The organism is Mycobacterium sp. NPDC003323 (assembly GCF_053589535.1).
The window spans coordinates 607100-620232 of record NZ_JBSFSB010000001.1 but is presented as its reverse complement, the minus strand read 5'-3'; the positions used below and the strand labels follow the sequence as shown (position 1 = coordinate 620232).

The following is a 13133-nucleotide window of genomic DNA, read 5'->3' as shown; positions in this document are numbered from 1 at the left end:
AGGACTTACCATCGGTTACGTGAACAAGCCCCTGCCCGCCCAGACCGAGGCCGCCGAGGACACCTCGACGCAGCGCCGGATCCTGGCCGCGACGGCCGAGGTGCTGGGACGCAACGGTCAGACCAAGCTGAGCCTGTCCGAGGTCGCACTACAGGCCGGGGTGTCCCGGCCGACGCTGTACCGCTGGTTCGCCTCGAAGGAAGAGTTGTTGCGCGCCTTCGGCAAGTACGAGCGAGAGATGTTCGACACCGGTATCAGCACCGCGACCGCCGGTCTGCGTGGCACCGAGAAGCTCGATGCGGCACTGCGATTCATCGTCGAGTACCAGCAGGCGTACTCCGGTGTCCGGGTCGTCGACATCGAGCCCGAGGTCGTCATCGCCCAGCTCGGCCATGTGATTCCGGTCATGCGGGCGCGGCTGCTGAAACTGCTCAGCGGCGCCAACGCCAACGTGAAGGCGGCCACCGCGATCCGCGTCGCGATATCGCATTACATTGTGCGCAGCGACGACGACGGACAGTTCCTGGCCCAGCTGCGTCACGCCGTCGGGATCAAGTAGCCGATTCGGCCCAAGGGGCTGACACTGCACGCCCGATTTGTAATGCTGAGCAGATGACCAGCGTGCAGGACGAAACGGGCGTACTGGCCGGCGATGAGCGGATGCTGATCGACGGCGAACTACAACACACCGCCGGCGGCGGGATGTTCGACGTCATCCACCCGGCCAGCGAGCAGATCGCCGGTCGGGCCACCGACGGCACGGTCGACGATATGGCGCGCGCGGTCGGCGCCGCTCGTCGCGCCTTCGACGAGACGGACTGGTCCCGCGATCTGGAGTTCCGCTACCACTGCCTGACGCAGCTGCACGAGGCGTTCGAACGCAACAAGGAGCGGCTGCGTCGCGTCCTGGTCACCGAGGTGGGCTGCCCGGTGAAGGTGACCGGCAGCCAGATCGAGAGCCCGATCGAGGAGGTCCGACACTGGGCCGAGCACGGCAGGGCTTTCGAGTATCTGGCCGACAACGGGGTGCACGACACCCCGCTGGGCCCGGCCCGGCGCAAGATCCACTACGAGCCGGTGGGTGTCGTCGGCGCGATCACCCCGTGGAACGTGCCGTTCTATCTCAACGTCGCCGAGACCGTGCCCGCCCTGATGGCCGGTAACACCGTGGTACTCAAGCCCGCACAGCTGACCCCGTGGTCGGGCACCGAGTATGGGCGCATCGTTGCCGACGAGACCGATATCCCACCCGGGGTGTTCAATGTGGTGGTCAGCAATGCCAACGTGGTCGGTGCCGCGCTGTCGGCCGACCCGCGCGTCGACATGATCACCTTCACCGGGTCGACCGCGACCGGCCGGGCGATCCTGGCCGCCGGTGCCGCGACGGTGAAGAAGACCCTGCTGGAGCTGGGCGGTAAGTCCGCGCACATCGTGCTCGACGACGCCGACTTCACCATGGCCCTGCCGATGGCGGCGCTGATGGCGTGTGTGATGTCCGGCCAGAGCTGCATCCTGCCGAGCCGGATCCTGTTGCCGCGCAGTCGTTATGACGAGGGTATCGCGATCATGAAGGCGATGATGGAGAATTTCGCGGTCGGCGATCCGTGGGACCCGGCCAACATGCAGGGCCCGCAGATCAGTGAGACGCAGCGACAGAAGGTGCTCGGCCTGGTGGCACGCGCCGTGGACGACGGGGCCCGACTGGTCACCGGCGGTGGCGTGCCCGAGCACCTGCCCATCGGCTACTACACCCAACCCACCCTGCTGGCCGATGTCGACCCGGATTCCGAGATCGCCCAGGAAGAGGTGTTCGGACCGGTGCTGGCGGTGATCCCCTACGACACCGACGAGCAGGCCATCGCGATCGCGAACAACTCGATCTACGGACTGTCCGGCGAGGTGTCCGGCGGCGATCTGGAGCGGGCCTTCCGGGTCGCGACGCGGATGCGCACCGGCAACGTCACCATCAACGGCAAGAGCCACTTCGGCATCGGCAGCCCGTTCGGCGGCACCAAACAGAGCGGGCTGGGCTACCGCAACGGCGCCGAGGGCTACAAGGAATACCTCGACGCCAAGACCATCGGCATGCCCGACTCCCCGCCGAACTGAACAAACGGGCGCCGAAGTGCGAGAAGAACCGGACAAAACGTCAATCTCGGCGGCGGGTTTCGCCGAACGAAAGGCCTAACCCTCGGCGGCCAATTGCCCACAGGCGGCGGCGATCTCGCGGCCCCGGGTGTCGCGCACGGTGCACGACACACCCTTGGCCTGCACGCGCCGGACGAATTCACGCTCGACCGGTTTGGGACTGGCGTCCCATTCACTGCCCGGAGTCGGGTTCAGCGGGATCAGGTTCACGTGCACCAGCGGACCGAGCTTGCTGTGCAGCTTCTTGCCCAGCAGGTCTGCGCGCCACGGCTGGTCGTTGACATCGCGGATCAGCGCGTACTCCACCGACACCCGACGGCCGGTGACGTCGGCGTAGTACCGCGCGGCGTCGAGCACCTCGTCCACCTTCCAGCGGTTGTTCACCGGGACCAGCGTGTCGCGCAGCTCGTCGTCGGGGGTGTGCAGTGACAACGCCAGGGTCACACCGAGCCGCTCGTCGGCCAGCTTGCGGATCGCCGGTGCCAGCCCGACGGTGGACACCGTCACCGACCGTGCGCCGATCCCGAAACCCTCAGGGGGCGCGGCAATGATGCGCTTGACGGCGGCAACCACCCGGTTGTAGTTGGCCAGCGGCTCCCCCATGCCCATGAAGACGATGTTGGACAGCCGCCCGTCGTGTTCGTTGCGCATGGCCGCCGAGGCCGCGCGCACCTGTTCCAGGATCTCGGCGGTCGACAGGTTGCGTTGCAGCCCACCCTGCCCCGTCGCGCAGAACGGGCACGCCATGCCGCAGCCGGCCTGCGATGAGATGCACACGGTGTTGCGCTGCGGATAGCGCATCAGCACCGATTCGAAGGTGGTGCCGTCGAGCGCGCGCCACAACGTCTTTCGGGTCTCCCCGGCATCGCACTGGATCTGCTTGGCCGGGGTGATCAAGGCCGGGAACAGCGCCTCGGCCACCTCGTCGCGGACGGCGGCCGGGAGATCGGTCATCTCGTGCGCATCGGCGCTCAACCGGCCGTAGTAGTGGTTGGCCAGCTGCTTGGCCCGGAACTTCGGCAGCCCGAGTTCGGCGACGGCCGCAACCCTGCCGTCGGCGTCGAGATCGGCCAGGTGCCGCGGCGGCAGTGCGCGTCGCGGTGCTTCGAAGACCAGTTCCTGCTTCATGTTCGGCTCCAGTATCAGGCTTGTTCGGCAAGAACGTCACGGACGGTCTGCTCGACGGCGTCCAGTACGGCGGGGTCCATCCCGGTGCGACCACGCACGAACACCGAGGCGCGGTTGCCCGGCGGCAGACCCTCGGCCGGGCACAGTCCGTCGGGCAATCGACCGATCATCGGCAGCAGCGCGACCCCCAGGCCCGAGCGCACGGCCGCATACAGGCCCGACAGGTCGGCCGATTCCGCGGCGATGCGGTAATCGGTGCCCAGCCGCTCCAACGTCGCGAAGGTGGGTTCGCGCAGAGTGCACGGTTCGGAGAACATCACCACGGGAAGCGGCTGTCCCGCCGAGAACTCGAAGTTACGGCTGGACACCCATTTGAGCACCAGCATCCCGGAGGCGTGGGCCGGGTCCAGACCGGAGCCGTCCAGCATCACCGCCAGATCGACGTGCCCGTGTTCGATCGCATCGGCGAGCATGACATTGCGGTCCAGCCGGAACCGCAGCCGCCAGTCCGGCAACCGCTGCCCCAGTGCCGTGGTCAGTCCCGGCAGCATGACATCGGCGCCGTGCTCGGTGGCCCCGATCAGCAGGACGCGTTCCTCGGCGGCTCCCAGATCGGCCAGCGCGGCATCGTGGGCAGACAGGATGGTGCGCGCATGTCCCAGCAGGCGGTGGCCCAGTTCGGTGAAGGCGACGCCACGGCCGGACCGCTCGACGACCGGACCGCCGACGACGGCCTCGATGCGTCGGACATGCTGACTCACCGCGGACTGTGTCATGTGCAGCACCGCGGCCGCGCGGTGAAACCCGCCACAGTCGGCCACGGCCACCACGCTGCGCAGCGGCGCGATGTCGAGGACCTGACCCATGCCGCCAAGGTACTCCGATCAGCGACAACGATCAAAAATCGGAGAATTCCCAGGATCGCAAGAACGCTGATCACTGACCGATCAGCATCGTCGATCAATCGCGATTGCCGATATTCGTTGGACCGCGACGTGCCGCGGCCCGCACGATGAGATCCATGACGCCGACCCGGATGCCGCTGCGCACGGCGACTGCCGTCACGTTCTTCTATGCCCTCGGCTATCCGATCGGCAACATCGCCGTCCATGCCCTGTCGCCGATGGCGGTGCTGGCCCTCCGGTTCGGGTTGGCCGGGCTGATTCTCGGCATCTGGGCGCTGGCCACGCGGGTCAAGATCCCGACCGGGCGCACCTTGGCCCATGTCGCGGTGGCCGGTCTGTTGATGCAGGCCGTGCAGTTCTGCGCGCTGTACTTCGCCATCCAGCGAGGCGCGCCCGCGGTGTTGTGCGCGGTGGTCATCGCGATGAACCCGGTGGCCACGGCGCTGCTGGCGGCGGCCTTCCTGAAGGACCGCCTGACCCCCGGCCGGGTCGTCGCGCTGATGCTCGGGGTGGCCGCGGTCCTGGCGGCGTGCGCGACCCGCCTGATCGCGACCGGCGGCGTGGATCCCGTGGTGGGCCTGCTGCTGGTCGCGTTGCTCGGCCTGGCCGCGGGCGGGGTGTATCAGCAGCGCTTCTGTGCCGATGTCGACTTCCGGGCGTCCACCTCGGTGCAGAATCTCGTGGCGTTCGTGCCGGCGCTGGCCCTGACGCTGGCGACGCCGGTCGAGGTCCACGATGCCACCCGGGCCGTCCTGGCGGTGGCCGGTGTGGTGCTACTCAATGCCGTGATCGGGGTGTCGATGTACGTCCGCGCCATCAATCTGCACGGCGCCTCGTCGGTCGCCATGCTGTTCTGCGTCATTCCGGCGGTCGCCGGCGTGATGTCGTGGCTGATGCTCGGCGAACGCGTCGACCTCGGGATCGGGATCGGCCTCGTCCTCGGCGCGCTGGCCTGCTGGCTGAACGCCCGGTCAGGCAAGCAGCGTCAGCACGAGCCAGCCGATGACGGCGGCCGGCAGCATGGCGTCGATGCGGTCCATGATGCCGCCGTGACCCGGTAGCAGCGTGCCCATGTCCTTGATGCCGAGATCGCGCTTGACCTGAGATTCCACCAGGTCACCCAGCACACCGGTGATGACCAGCAGGATACCGAGCGGCACACCGATCCAGGCGGGCTTGTCCATCAGGACGGCGACCGAGAACACCGCCGCGCCGGTGCCGAAGACCAGCGAGCCGCCGAGGCCCTCCCAGGACTTCTTCGGGCTGATGGCCGGGGCCATCAGATGCTTCCCGAACAGCACCCCGGCGACGTATCCGCCGATATCGGCGAAGACGACCGTGGCGATGACCGTGAACACCCGCACGCCGCCGTCGTCGGCGAAGATCAGCAGCGCGGTGAACGCCGCGAACAACGGCACCCAGGTCGCCAGCAGCACCGACACGGCGATATCGCGAAGGTAGTTGATCGGCTGCTGATTCAGGCCCTGCCCCAGCAATCGCCACACCATGGCGACGACGATGGTGGCCGCGTAGGCGCCCAGCATGCCGGTGGCGCCGTAGGGCCAGGTCAGCCAGATCATCGCCTGACCGCCGAGCAGCAGCGGGATGGTGGGCAGCGCGAAACCCTGTTCGCGCAGTCGCCGGATCACCTCGTGGGTGGCGATCGCGATCGCCACCGCCAACAGCGGCAGCCACCACAGCGGCGCGAACAGCAGCGTGCCGATGGCCAGACCGCCCAGCGCGACGCCGACGGCAATGGCCGCGGGCAGGTCACGGCCTGCGCGCGATTGTTTTTTGGGTGGTTCGGCGTCTACCACGGGACTGCCCTGCTGAAAGGTCATCAGACCTCCAACAGCTCGCCTTCTTTGTGCTTGACCAGCTCGTCGATCTGCGTCACGTACTGCCCGGTGGTCTTGTCGAGGTCCTTCTCGGCACGCCCGACCTCGTCCTCGCCGGCCTCGCCGTCCTTCTTGATCCGGGCCAGCTCGTCCATGGCCTTGCGGCGGATGTTGCGTACCGACACCTTGGCGTCCTCGCCCTTGGACTTGGCCTGCTTGACCAGTTCCCGCCGGCGCTCCTCGGTGAGCTGCGGGATGGAGATGCGGATGACGCTGCCGTCGTTGGACGGGTTGACCCCGAGGTCGGAATTGCGGATGGCGTCCTCGATGGCCTTGAGCTGATTGGCCTCGTACGGCTTGATGACCACCAGCCGCGCCTCGGGGACGTTGATGCTGGAGAGCTGGGTGATCGGGGTCGGCGAACCGTAGTAGTCGATGTTCAGTCGGGAGAACATGCCGGGGTTTGCGCGGCCGGTGCGGATCGACGACAGGTCGTCGCGGGCCACCGACACCGCCTTCTCCATCTTCTCCTCGGCATCGAAGAGGGTTTCGTCGATCACGTATCTATCTCCTTAAAGGCGGCGCTCAGCTGGTGACCAGTGTTCCGATCTTCTCACCTGCAACCGCTCGCGCGATATTGCCGTCGGTGAGGAGATTGAACACCAGGATCGGCATGCCGTTGTCCATGCAGAGGCTGAACGCGGTGGAATCGGCCACCTGCAGCCCACGGTCGATCACCTCGCGGTGGGTGATGGCGGTCAGCAGCTCGGCATTCGGATCCTTGCGCGGGTCGGCGGTGAAGACGCCGTCGACGGCCTTGGCCATCAGTACGACCTCCGCGCCGATCTCCAGCGCCCGCTGCGCGGCGGTCGTGTCGGTGGAGAAGTACGGCAGACCCATACCGGCGCCGAAGATGACCACGCGGCCCTTCTCCAGGTGCCGCTGCGCCCGCAACGGGATGTACGGTTCGGCGACCTGCCCCATGGTGATGGCGGTCTGCACCCGGGTGTCGATTCCCTCCTTCTGCAGGAAGTCCTGCAGGGCAAGGCTGTTCATGACGGTGCCGAGCATGCCCATGTAGTCGCTGCGGGTGCGTTCCATGCCGCGCTGCTGCAACTGCGCGCCGCGGAAGAAGTTGCCACCGCCGATGACGACGGCGACCTGCGCCCCGGCGCGCACGACATCGGCGATCTGCCGGGCGACCTGGGCGACCACATCGGGGTCGAGCCCGACCTGCCCGCCGCCGAACATCTCACCGCCGAGCTTGAGCAGAACCCGCTTGTACGCGGGTCGGATGACTCCGGGGCTGGTGCTGGCTGGCTCGGCCATCAGACTCCTTCGATCCCGCGTACACAAATCGGGGTCAATCCTGCCTCATGACGGCGCCCCCACGACTGTCGGGTCGTGGGGGCGCGTCGCGGGCGTCGTGCGGATCAGCCCAGATGTGCCGACAGCAACCAGGCGCCGACGGATTTGAGACCGGTGGGCTCCGAGCGGATGTCGTTGCCGGCGAAGGGTCCGGCCTCGACGATCGCGTCGGGGAAATTGGCGTGGATGCGCGCCGGCCGGATCTCGTCGATCTGCCAGTATCTGCCGACCACCTCGCGCAGTTCGGATTCGGTCACGGCGTTGATCGGCCCGCCCGCGGGCAACGCCGCGGAATCGAACACCAGAACGTGATACGAGGCGCCCGGCGCCGCGGCGCGCACGATCGAGCGCTGGTAGCCCTCGCGCAGTTCCACCGGCATCGAGTGGAACAGCGTCGAATCGATGATCGTGCCGAAGCGCCCGTCATAGCCGCCGAAGTCGCTGATATCGGCGACCTCGAAGGAGGCGGTGGTCAGCCCCCGCTCGGCAGCCTCCGCGCGCGCCATGTCGATGGCCGTCGGCGACAGGTCCAGGCCGACGGTGGTGAATCCGCGAGCGGCCAGGTCCAGCGCGGTGGCGGCCTCACCGCACCCGGCGTCGAGCACCTCGCCGTGCACCTTGCCCGCCTCGATCAGTGCCGCGATCTCGGGCTGTGGCGCCCCGATACTCCAGGGCGGACGCTGCCCCTCGAACTCGGGCGCATCGCCGCGGTAGGCCTGTTCGAACATCTCCTGCGGTACGTCGGTCATGAATCCGGTATATCAACCTCGTTGATATGTGTCAATAATGTGGACATGACTGGGCACCTGGCGGACCAACCGCTCGGCTACCTGCTGCACCGGGCCGCCCTGGCGCTGCGCAACGATGTCACCGCCAACGTCTTGGAACCGCTGAATCTGGCCTTCCCGCAATACATCTGCATGCGCATCCTGTCCAAGGCCCCCGGCAGATCAAATGCCGAGCTGGCGCGCGACCTGGAGGTGTCACCGCAGGCGATGAACATGGTGCTGCGCGCACTTGAGGACCGCGGCCTGGTGTCGCGACCGGCCAGCGCCTCCTCCGGGCGTGCGCTGCCTGCCGAACTCACCCGCGCCGGGCAGGCCCTGCTGCAGCGCACCGACGATGGCGTGCGCGCCGCCGAACGACGGGTGCTCGGGCAGCTCACCGATGACGACCGGCAGGCGCTCAAACGCATCCTGGCCGCCGTCGGCACGGATTAGAGCTGGAACGTCACGCCCGAGGGCTGTTCACCTGGACCGTCGCCGAGCAGTTGGCCCGGCGTGACATCGTTCTTTTCCAGCGATGTGAACAGAAGGCCGACGGTGTCCCCGGCGCCGGCCTCATCGCGCCGCTTGCGGAACGACTCGATACCGTCGACCGTCACCGGCCGACCGCCGACCCACACTTGGTCACCGACCCTCAGTGTTCCGGCGGTGATGGTGCCGGTGACGACGACGCCGCGACGCTGGATGTAGAAGACGTCGTCGACCGGCATGGTGAACATGGGCTCCGACGCTACCGCGACGGTCAGTGCCCGTGGCAGGCTTTCGGCGGTGACGGCGGCAGGTCCAGGGCCGGGTTGCCGTCGAAGAAGCCGACCGGCTTGAGCTTGAATCCGGTGTAGTGACACGGCATCACCGGCCAGTCCTCCGGACAGACGACGTGATGTGCACCGACGGTGTACCAGAGCACCACGTCCGTGTCCTCCAACGGCGCATCGTCGGCGACATATTCGGGCAGGCCCTGTGCGTCGGCCGACTGGTACATGTAGTCGCCGGCGGCGTAGAGCTCCTTGGCGTCGAACTTGGTGACCCAAAGGTTGTGCTGCACGAACCGCGCCCGGTCGTAGATCACCGACCCCTCCTGCACCATCACCGGCACGATGTCCTTGGGCATCAGCTTGTAGCCAACTGGTGAACCGAACTCATTGAGCTTGGACGGGTTGACCACCTTCCAGTACCGTCCGGTCGAGTATTCCCAGTCCCGCGCCCCCTCGGCTTCGGAGGCCACCAGGGTGTCGCGGGTGATCCAGGCATTGTGGTGCGGGTTGAGCGCAGGATCAGGCTCCGGGATCGAATCCACTTCGTAAACACTGTTTCCCGGACCGTCGACACTCATGTCCATCCGGAAGTTGAAGAAGTGCTGATGGTTCGGGCCGTACATGCCCGGTGCCACCATCTTCCCCCAGCGTGGGGTCTCCCCCTCGGCGATCGCGCCGGTGGTCAGCACCCCGGTGAGCTTGACTTCCATCTCGATGGAGGCGTCGTTGTAGAGATACCAGAAGAACCCGTACTCGTAGTTGCCGACGGTGCAGATCATCGAGATGACCAACCGGCGGGACCGGCGCACCTCGACCTCGCCGGTACGGAAATCGGTGTGCTTCCAGGAGATCCCGTAGTCCTCCTCGTGCATGCAGATGGCGTTCGGGATGGTGACGGCGTTGCCGTCGGAATCGTTGACCGTGCCGTCGAAGTAGAAGATCTCACCCAGGCAGTCACAGCCCAGCGTCAGGGGGTTGGCCGAGAATCCCATCCCGACCTCGCCCATGTCGAAGACGTTCTTGTTCCAGTGCGTCGGCGACGAATCACCGTAGGGCACCACCATTTCCGAGAGTGCGGCGCGGTACATGATGGGCCGGACCGTGCCACGGTCGGTGTAGGTGAGCTCGTGCAGCACCAGGCCCTCGCGCGGGTTGAAGCCGACCCGCAGTGCCCACTTCTGCCACGTGACATTCCAGCCGTCGACGGTGAAGCTCGGCCCGTCGGGTTGGGTGATCGCGATCTCCTTGACGTCATCGCGGAAACCGCTGAACGCCGGCCGGTTGTCGGGGCTGAACATGAACTCCGGCGCGTAGTTGCCACCCTTGGTCGGCAACGCCACCGCGCCATGGTCCTCGACGTCGAGCACCGTCATGGTGTCCAGGTCGAAGGTGACGATCAGCCCCTCGACCGGCCGCGCGTAACCGTTTTCTGATGGCGCGGCCCGCATGAAGGTCAACGGACGGCAGATCAACGGCGAGTTGTCGTAGTGGTCCTGCGCACCGTAGTACCCGGCCGGCCACGGATCGATCATGGCCAGGCTGAAGTCGGTGACACCGCGTTTGCGCAGCGCCTCCTGCCAGCGCTCGTCCTTCATCACCGCCTCCTCCACCCCGGTCATGTGCTCGACCAGGTAGGACGGGAAACGACCCGGAACCGCTGACCAGGAGTCGATCACGCGGGCATCGATATCGACGATCGCCTCGTAGACCATCTTCGCCGCAGCGTCGTACATCGTCACGAACGCCTGACGCGGCACATCCTGGCGCCCCGCGAACGTCAGCTCTGCGGCCTTGGCGGGTTCGGCCAGGCTGATCATGACGAACTTCAGCGTCGCTGTGGCGTAGTCGGATCCGGAGATGACGGCGGCCGCCGCCTCGATCTCGGCACCGCTGAGGGGGTCGAGCGGATAGCGCGTGGCACCCTCGGTCAGCTCGGATCCCAGCACGGTGTGCTCCATCGTCATTTGGGCGATTCCTCCTTGTTGAGATCAAACACGGCCAGGTGGGCCAGTGAATCTTCTTGGGATACCTTGCGGGCCGACCGGCGGCCGAAGATGTACACGATCAGGCCGAGCGCAAACATCCCCAGGCTGATGCAGCCCACCCAGGTCATCCAGGTCGCCTGCGGGACGTCCAGCCACGGGGTGACGAACGAGTAGTAGATGCCGCCCGCGGTCGCTGCCGAACCGACGATCACGGTGATCCAGACGCCGACCATTCCGCCGGGGATACGCCAGAACTCCTCGGTGGCGTACCGGTCGGCGTACTTCTTGCGTGCCACCACGACCGGGATCAGGAAGAAGAAACCGGACAGCAGCCACACCGTGGACAGCCCGCCCTGCAGGTACACCGTGACATTGGCCATGCTGCTCTGCGAGTACAGCGTGACCAGAATCAGCGAGGAGATGACACCCTGGATCAGGATGGCGGTCACCGGGTTACGAGTGCGCGGGTTCAGGTGGGTGAAGATCCGCGGCAGGTGACGTTCCAGACCAGACACGAAGATCAGCCGGGAGTAGGCGACCTGATAGGTCATCAACGCGACCACCACGATGAAGGCCAGAATGACGGCCCCGATCTCCATCAGTCCCGGGAAGCCCGCGACATCGAGCATGCCGATCACCCCGGTCACCGGGTCGATCTGGTCACCCGGCAGCGCCATCATGGTACCCAGGGTGGTCAGCAGGTAGATCGCCACCAGCGCCGTCGAACCCCACAGGATCATCCGCGGGCCGCTCTTGCGGACCGACAGGAATTCCGCACCCATGTTGTAGGGCGTCTCGACACCCAGCAGGTAGAGCAGCACGGTGCCGTACAGGAAGCCGGCGACAGCGAAGTTCGGGATGGTTGCCTCGGCCCAGCTGAACGGGGTGGCCGAACCGTTGTTGACGGCGAAGAGCAGGCCGGAGATGAAGATGGTCAGGGTCAGCACGCCGTACACCACGAAGACGATGTTCATGATCTTCTGGTTGGCCGCGAGCTTGGCCAGTGCCAGGCCGATGACGGTCCAAAGGATCACCAGCTGCAGGATGATGCTTGCCGTCAAACCGATTTCGGTGTGGAAGGCCAATAGCAACAGCTGCAGCACGATCGCCGGTGAGGAAGCCGCATTCAGGATCACCGGCACCCAGGACAGGTAACCGCCGATGTAACCCCAGGTCTCTCCCATGGTGCGGGTGGCCCAGATGTACACACCGCCCTGGCCCGGCCACAGGTTGCCGAGCTCGACGACGGCCATACCGGCCGGCACCAGGAAGGTCAGGATGCCCAGCACCCACATCGGGATCGCCGTCCAGCCGCCGCCGGCCATCACCGAGGATCCGGTGATCCAGCAGATGATGAAGACGTAGGCGGCGGTGAGGCCGAACGTCGTCATCACCTTGGGCAGGATCTGTTCGGGGACAAGCTCGGTGGTCATCAACTTGTCGCGGTCGGCGGAGCCGACCATCGGGCCGGAGCCGGCGTTCGGCGCCTCTAATTCTGCAGTCATACGATCTGTCCGTCCTTCATTCGCACGACGCGGCTCGCTTCGTCGGCCACCGCGGGATCATGGGTGCTGGCGACCACGGTGACGCCCAGCGTCGAGCACAGGTCGCGCAGCATGCGCACCACCGTCTCCCCCGTACGGTGATCCAGATTGGCCGTCGGCTCGTCGGCCAGGACGAGCGTCGGGTTGCTGATCAGCGAGCGCGCGATCGCGGTGCGCTGCTGCTCGCCCCCGGACATCTTGGTCGGCTGATGATGCACACGGTGCCCGAGGCCGACGATCTCCAGGAGCTCGGTGGCTCGCTTGCGCAGCGCCTTGCGGTCATACGGCTCGAACATCAGTGGCAATTCGACATTTTCGACCGCGGACAGGAAGGGGATCAGGTTGTAGCTCTGGAAGATGAAGCCGATGGTGTCGTGCCGCAAAGCCGCGAACTGGCTCTCGGTGAGCGTGCCGGTGTCCTGGCCGGCGACCGACACCCTCCCCTTGGTCGGCCGGTCCAGTCCGCCCATGATGTTGAGCAGGGTCGACTTGCCACTACCGCTGGGTCCCATCAGGCAGACGAATTCACCCGGCATGACCTGGAGTTCAACGGCGATGAGGGCCTTGACCACCTCGTCGCCGAGCTTGTGCAGTTTCCAGACATCGGAGATGTCGACGACGGGAGCGGCTTTGGTCGCCGCGGCGGGTTCGAGCGCTGTTTCGTCGATGGCGGTCAT

The 13133-nt window shown here is 66.4% G+C and carries 14 protein-coding genes; 4 read left to right on the top strand and 10 right to left on the bottom strand.

What is annotated here, in order from left to right; genetic code table 11:
• Positions 1-19 precede the first annotated feature (19 nt).
• Together ACWDUN_RS02700 and ACWDUN_RS02695 are read left to right on the top strand one after the other, a co-directional pair.
• A complete protein-coding gene (locus tag ACWDUN_RS02700) occupies positions 20-559 on the top strand; it encodes a TetR/AcrR family transcriptional regulator (protein WP_449924211.1) in 540 nt (179 codons plus the stop codon).
• A gap of 53 nt (positions 560-612) precedes the next feature.
• Entirely contained in the window at positions 613-2109 is a 1497-nt protein-coding gene (locus tag ACWDUN_RS02695) for an aldehyde dehydrogenase family protein (RefSeq protein ID WP_449924208.1), read from the top strand.
• A 75-nt stretch (positions 2110-2184) separates the two neighbouring features.
• Here the strand turns inward: ACWDUN_RS02695 and rlmN are convergent, their stop codons facing one another.
• On the bottom strand, positions 2185-3276 hold the full coding sequence (gene rlmN / locus ACWDUN_RS02690; protein ID WP_449924206.1) for a 23S rRNA (adenine(2503)-C(2))-methyltransferase RlmN: 1092 nt from the start codon (positions 3274-3276) through the stop codon (positions 2185-2187).
• Between the two features lie 14 nt (positions 3277-3290).
• Positions 3291-4142 carry a LysR family transcriptional regulator gene (locus tag ACWDUN_RS02685; RefSeq protein ID WP_449924203.1) on the bottom strand — a complete coding sequence of 284 codons (852 nt, stop codon included), beginning with the start codon at positions 4140-4142 and terminating at the stop codon, positions 3291-3293.
• 155 nt (positions 4143-4297) lie between these two features.
• Here ACWDUN_RS02685 and ACWDUN_RS02680 point away from each other — a divergent pair, with 155 nt between their 5' ends.
• Positions 4298-5242, top strand: coding sequence for a DMT family transporter (locus ACWDUN_RS02680; RefSeq protein WP_449924200.1), 945 nt, complete (start codon positions 4298-4300; stop codon positions 5240-5242).
• Here the strand turns inward: ACWDUN_RS02680 and ACWDUN_RS02675 are convergent.
• The 4 genes from ACWDUN_RS02675 to ACWDUN_RS02660 form a co-directional block, all read right to left on the bottom strand.
• Complete coding sequence (locus tag ACWDUN_RS02675) at positions 5153-6022, bottom strand: phosphatidate cytidylyltransferase (protein ID WP_449924197.1); 870 nt, start codon at positions 6020-6022, stop codon at positions 5153-5155. The genes ACWDUN_RS02680 and ACWDUN_RS02675 overlap by 90 nt on opposite strands.
• Complete coding sequence (gene frr, locus ACWDUN_RS02670; RefSeq protein ID WP_449924195.1) at positions 6022-6579, bottom strand: ribosome recycling factor; 558 nt, start codon at positions 6577-6579, stop codon at positions 6022-6024. Before frr ends, ACWDUN_RS02675 begins: the two co-directional genes overlap by 1 nt.
• A gap of 25 nt (positions 6580-6604) precedes the next feature.
• The gene (gene pyrH, locus ACWDUN_RS02665; RefSeq protein WP_449924192.1) at positions 6605-7348 is read right to left on the bottom strand and encodes a UMP kinase; all 744 of its coding nucleotides are present in this window, start codon (positions 7346-7348) and stop codon (positions 6605-6607) included.
• A 104-nt stretch (positions 7349-7452) separates the two neighbouring features.
• Entirely contained in the window at positions 7453-8136 is a 684-nt protein-coding gene (locus ACWDUN_RS02660; protein ID WP_449924189.1) for a class I SAM-dependent methyltransferase, read from the bottom strand.
• A 45-nt stretch (positions 8137-8181) separates the two neighbouring features.
• Here ACWDUN_RS02660 and ACWDUN_RS02655 point away from each other — a divergent pair, with 45 nt between their 5' ends.
• Positions 8182-8607, top strand: a complete 426-nt coding sequence (locus tag ACWDUN_RS02655; protein ID WP_449924186.1) for a MarR family winged helix-turn-helix transcriptional regulator — start codon at positions 8182-8184, stop codon at positions 8605-8607.
• Here the strand turns inward: ACWDUN_RS02655 and ACWDUN_RS02650 are convergent.
• Genes ACWDUN_RS02650 through ACWDUN_RS02635 form a run of 4 tightly spaced genes read right to left on the bottom strand, consistent with a single transcriptional unit; the run spans position 8604 to position 13133 of the window.
• Positions 8604-8891 (bottom strand): EF-Tu/IF-2/RF-3 family GTPase, encoded by a 288-nt coding sequence (locus ACWDUN_RS02650; RefSeq protein WP_449924183.1) that lies wholly within the window; start codon positions 8889-8891, stop codon positions 8604-8606. The two genes, ACWDUN_RS02655 and ACWDUN_RS02650, sit on opposite strands and share 4 nt — an antisense overlap.
• Positions 8892-8914: 23 nt before the next feature.
• Positions 8915-10891 (bottom strand): primary-amine oxidase, encoded by a 1977-nt coding sequence (locus tag ACWDUN_RS02645; protein ID WP_449924181.1) that lies wholly within the window; start codon positions 10889-10891, stop codon positions 8915-8917.
• Positions 10888-12417, bottom strand: a complete 1530-nt coding sequence (locus ACWDUN_RS02640) for an APC family permease (RefSeq protein WP_449924178.1) — start codon at positions 12415-12417, stop codon at positions 10888-10890. Before ACWDUN_RS02640 ends, ACWDUN_RS02645 begins: the two co-directional genes overlap by 4 nt.
• A complete protein-coding gene (locus ACWDUN_RS02635) occupies positions 12414-13133 on the bottom strand; it encodes an ABC transporter ATP-binding protein (protein ID WP_449924177.1) in 720 nt (239 codons plus the stop codon). Before ACWDUN_RS02635 ends, ACWDUN_RS02640 begins: the two co-directional genes overlap by 4 nt.

What these genes read in the sequence shown, in the direction of transcription:
- ACWDUN_RS02695 (WP_449924208.1), top strand. Translation starts at nt 613, where the DNA reads ATGACCAGCGTGCAGGACGAAACGGGCGTACTGGCCGGCGATGAGCGG.
- rlmN (WP_449924206.1), bottom strand. Translation starts at nt 3,276, where the DNA reads ATGAAGCAGGAACTGGTCTTCGAAGCACCGCGACGCGCACTGCCGCCG.
- ACWDUN_RS02685 (WP_449924203.1), bottom strand. Translation starts at nt 4,142, where the DNA reads ATGGGTCAGGTCCTCGACATCGCGCCGCTGCGCAGCGTGGTGGCCGTG.
- ACWDUN_RS02680 (WP_449924200.1), top strand. Translation starts at nt 4,298, where the DNA reads ATGACGCCGACCCGGATGCCGCTGCGCACGGCGACTGCCGTCACGTTC.
- ACWDUN_RS02675 (WP_449924197.1), bottom strand. Translation starts at nt 6,022, where the DNA reads ATGACCTTTCAGCAGGGCAGTCCCGTGGTAGACGCCGAACCACCCAAA.
- pyrH (WP_449924192.1), bottom strand. Translation starts at nt 7,348, where the DNA reads ATGGCCGAGCCAGCCAGCACCAGCCCCGGAGTCATCCGACCCGCGTAC.
- ACWDUN_RS02660 (WP_449924189.1), bottom strand. Translation starts at nt 8,136, where the DNA reads ATGACCGACGTACCGCAGGAGATGTTCGAACAGGCCTACCGCGGCGAT.
- ACWDUN_RS02655 (WP_449924186.1), top strand. Translation starts at nt 8,182, where the DNA reads ATGACTGGGCACCTGGCGGACCAACCGCTCGGCTACCTGCTGCACCGG.
- ACWDUN_RS02650 (WP_449924183.1), bottom strand. Translation starts at nt 8,891, where the DNA reads ATGTTCACCATGCCGGTCGACGACGTCTTCTACATCCAGCGTCGCGGC.
- ACWDUN_RS02645 (WP_449924181.1), bottom strand. Translation starts at nt 10,891, where the DNA reads ATGACGATGGAGCACACCGTGCTGGGATCCGAGCTGACCGAGGGTGCC.
- ACWDUN_RS02640 (WP_449924178.1), bottom strand. Translation starts at nt 12,417, where the DNA reads ATGACTGCAGAATTAGAGGCGCCGAACGCCGGCTCCGGCCCGATGGTC.
- ACWDUN_RS02635 (WP_449924177.1), bottom strand. Translation starts at nt 13,133, where the DNA reads ATGACCGCCATCGACGAAACAGCGCTCGAACCCGCCGCGGCGACCAAA.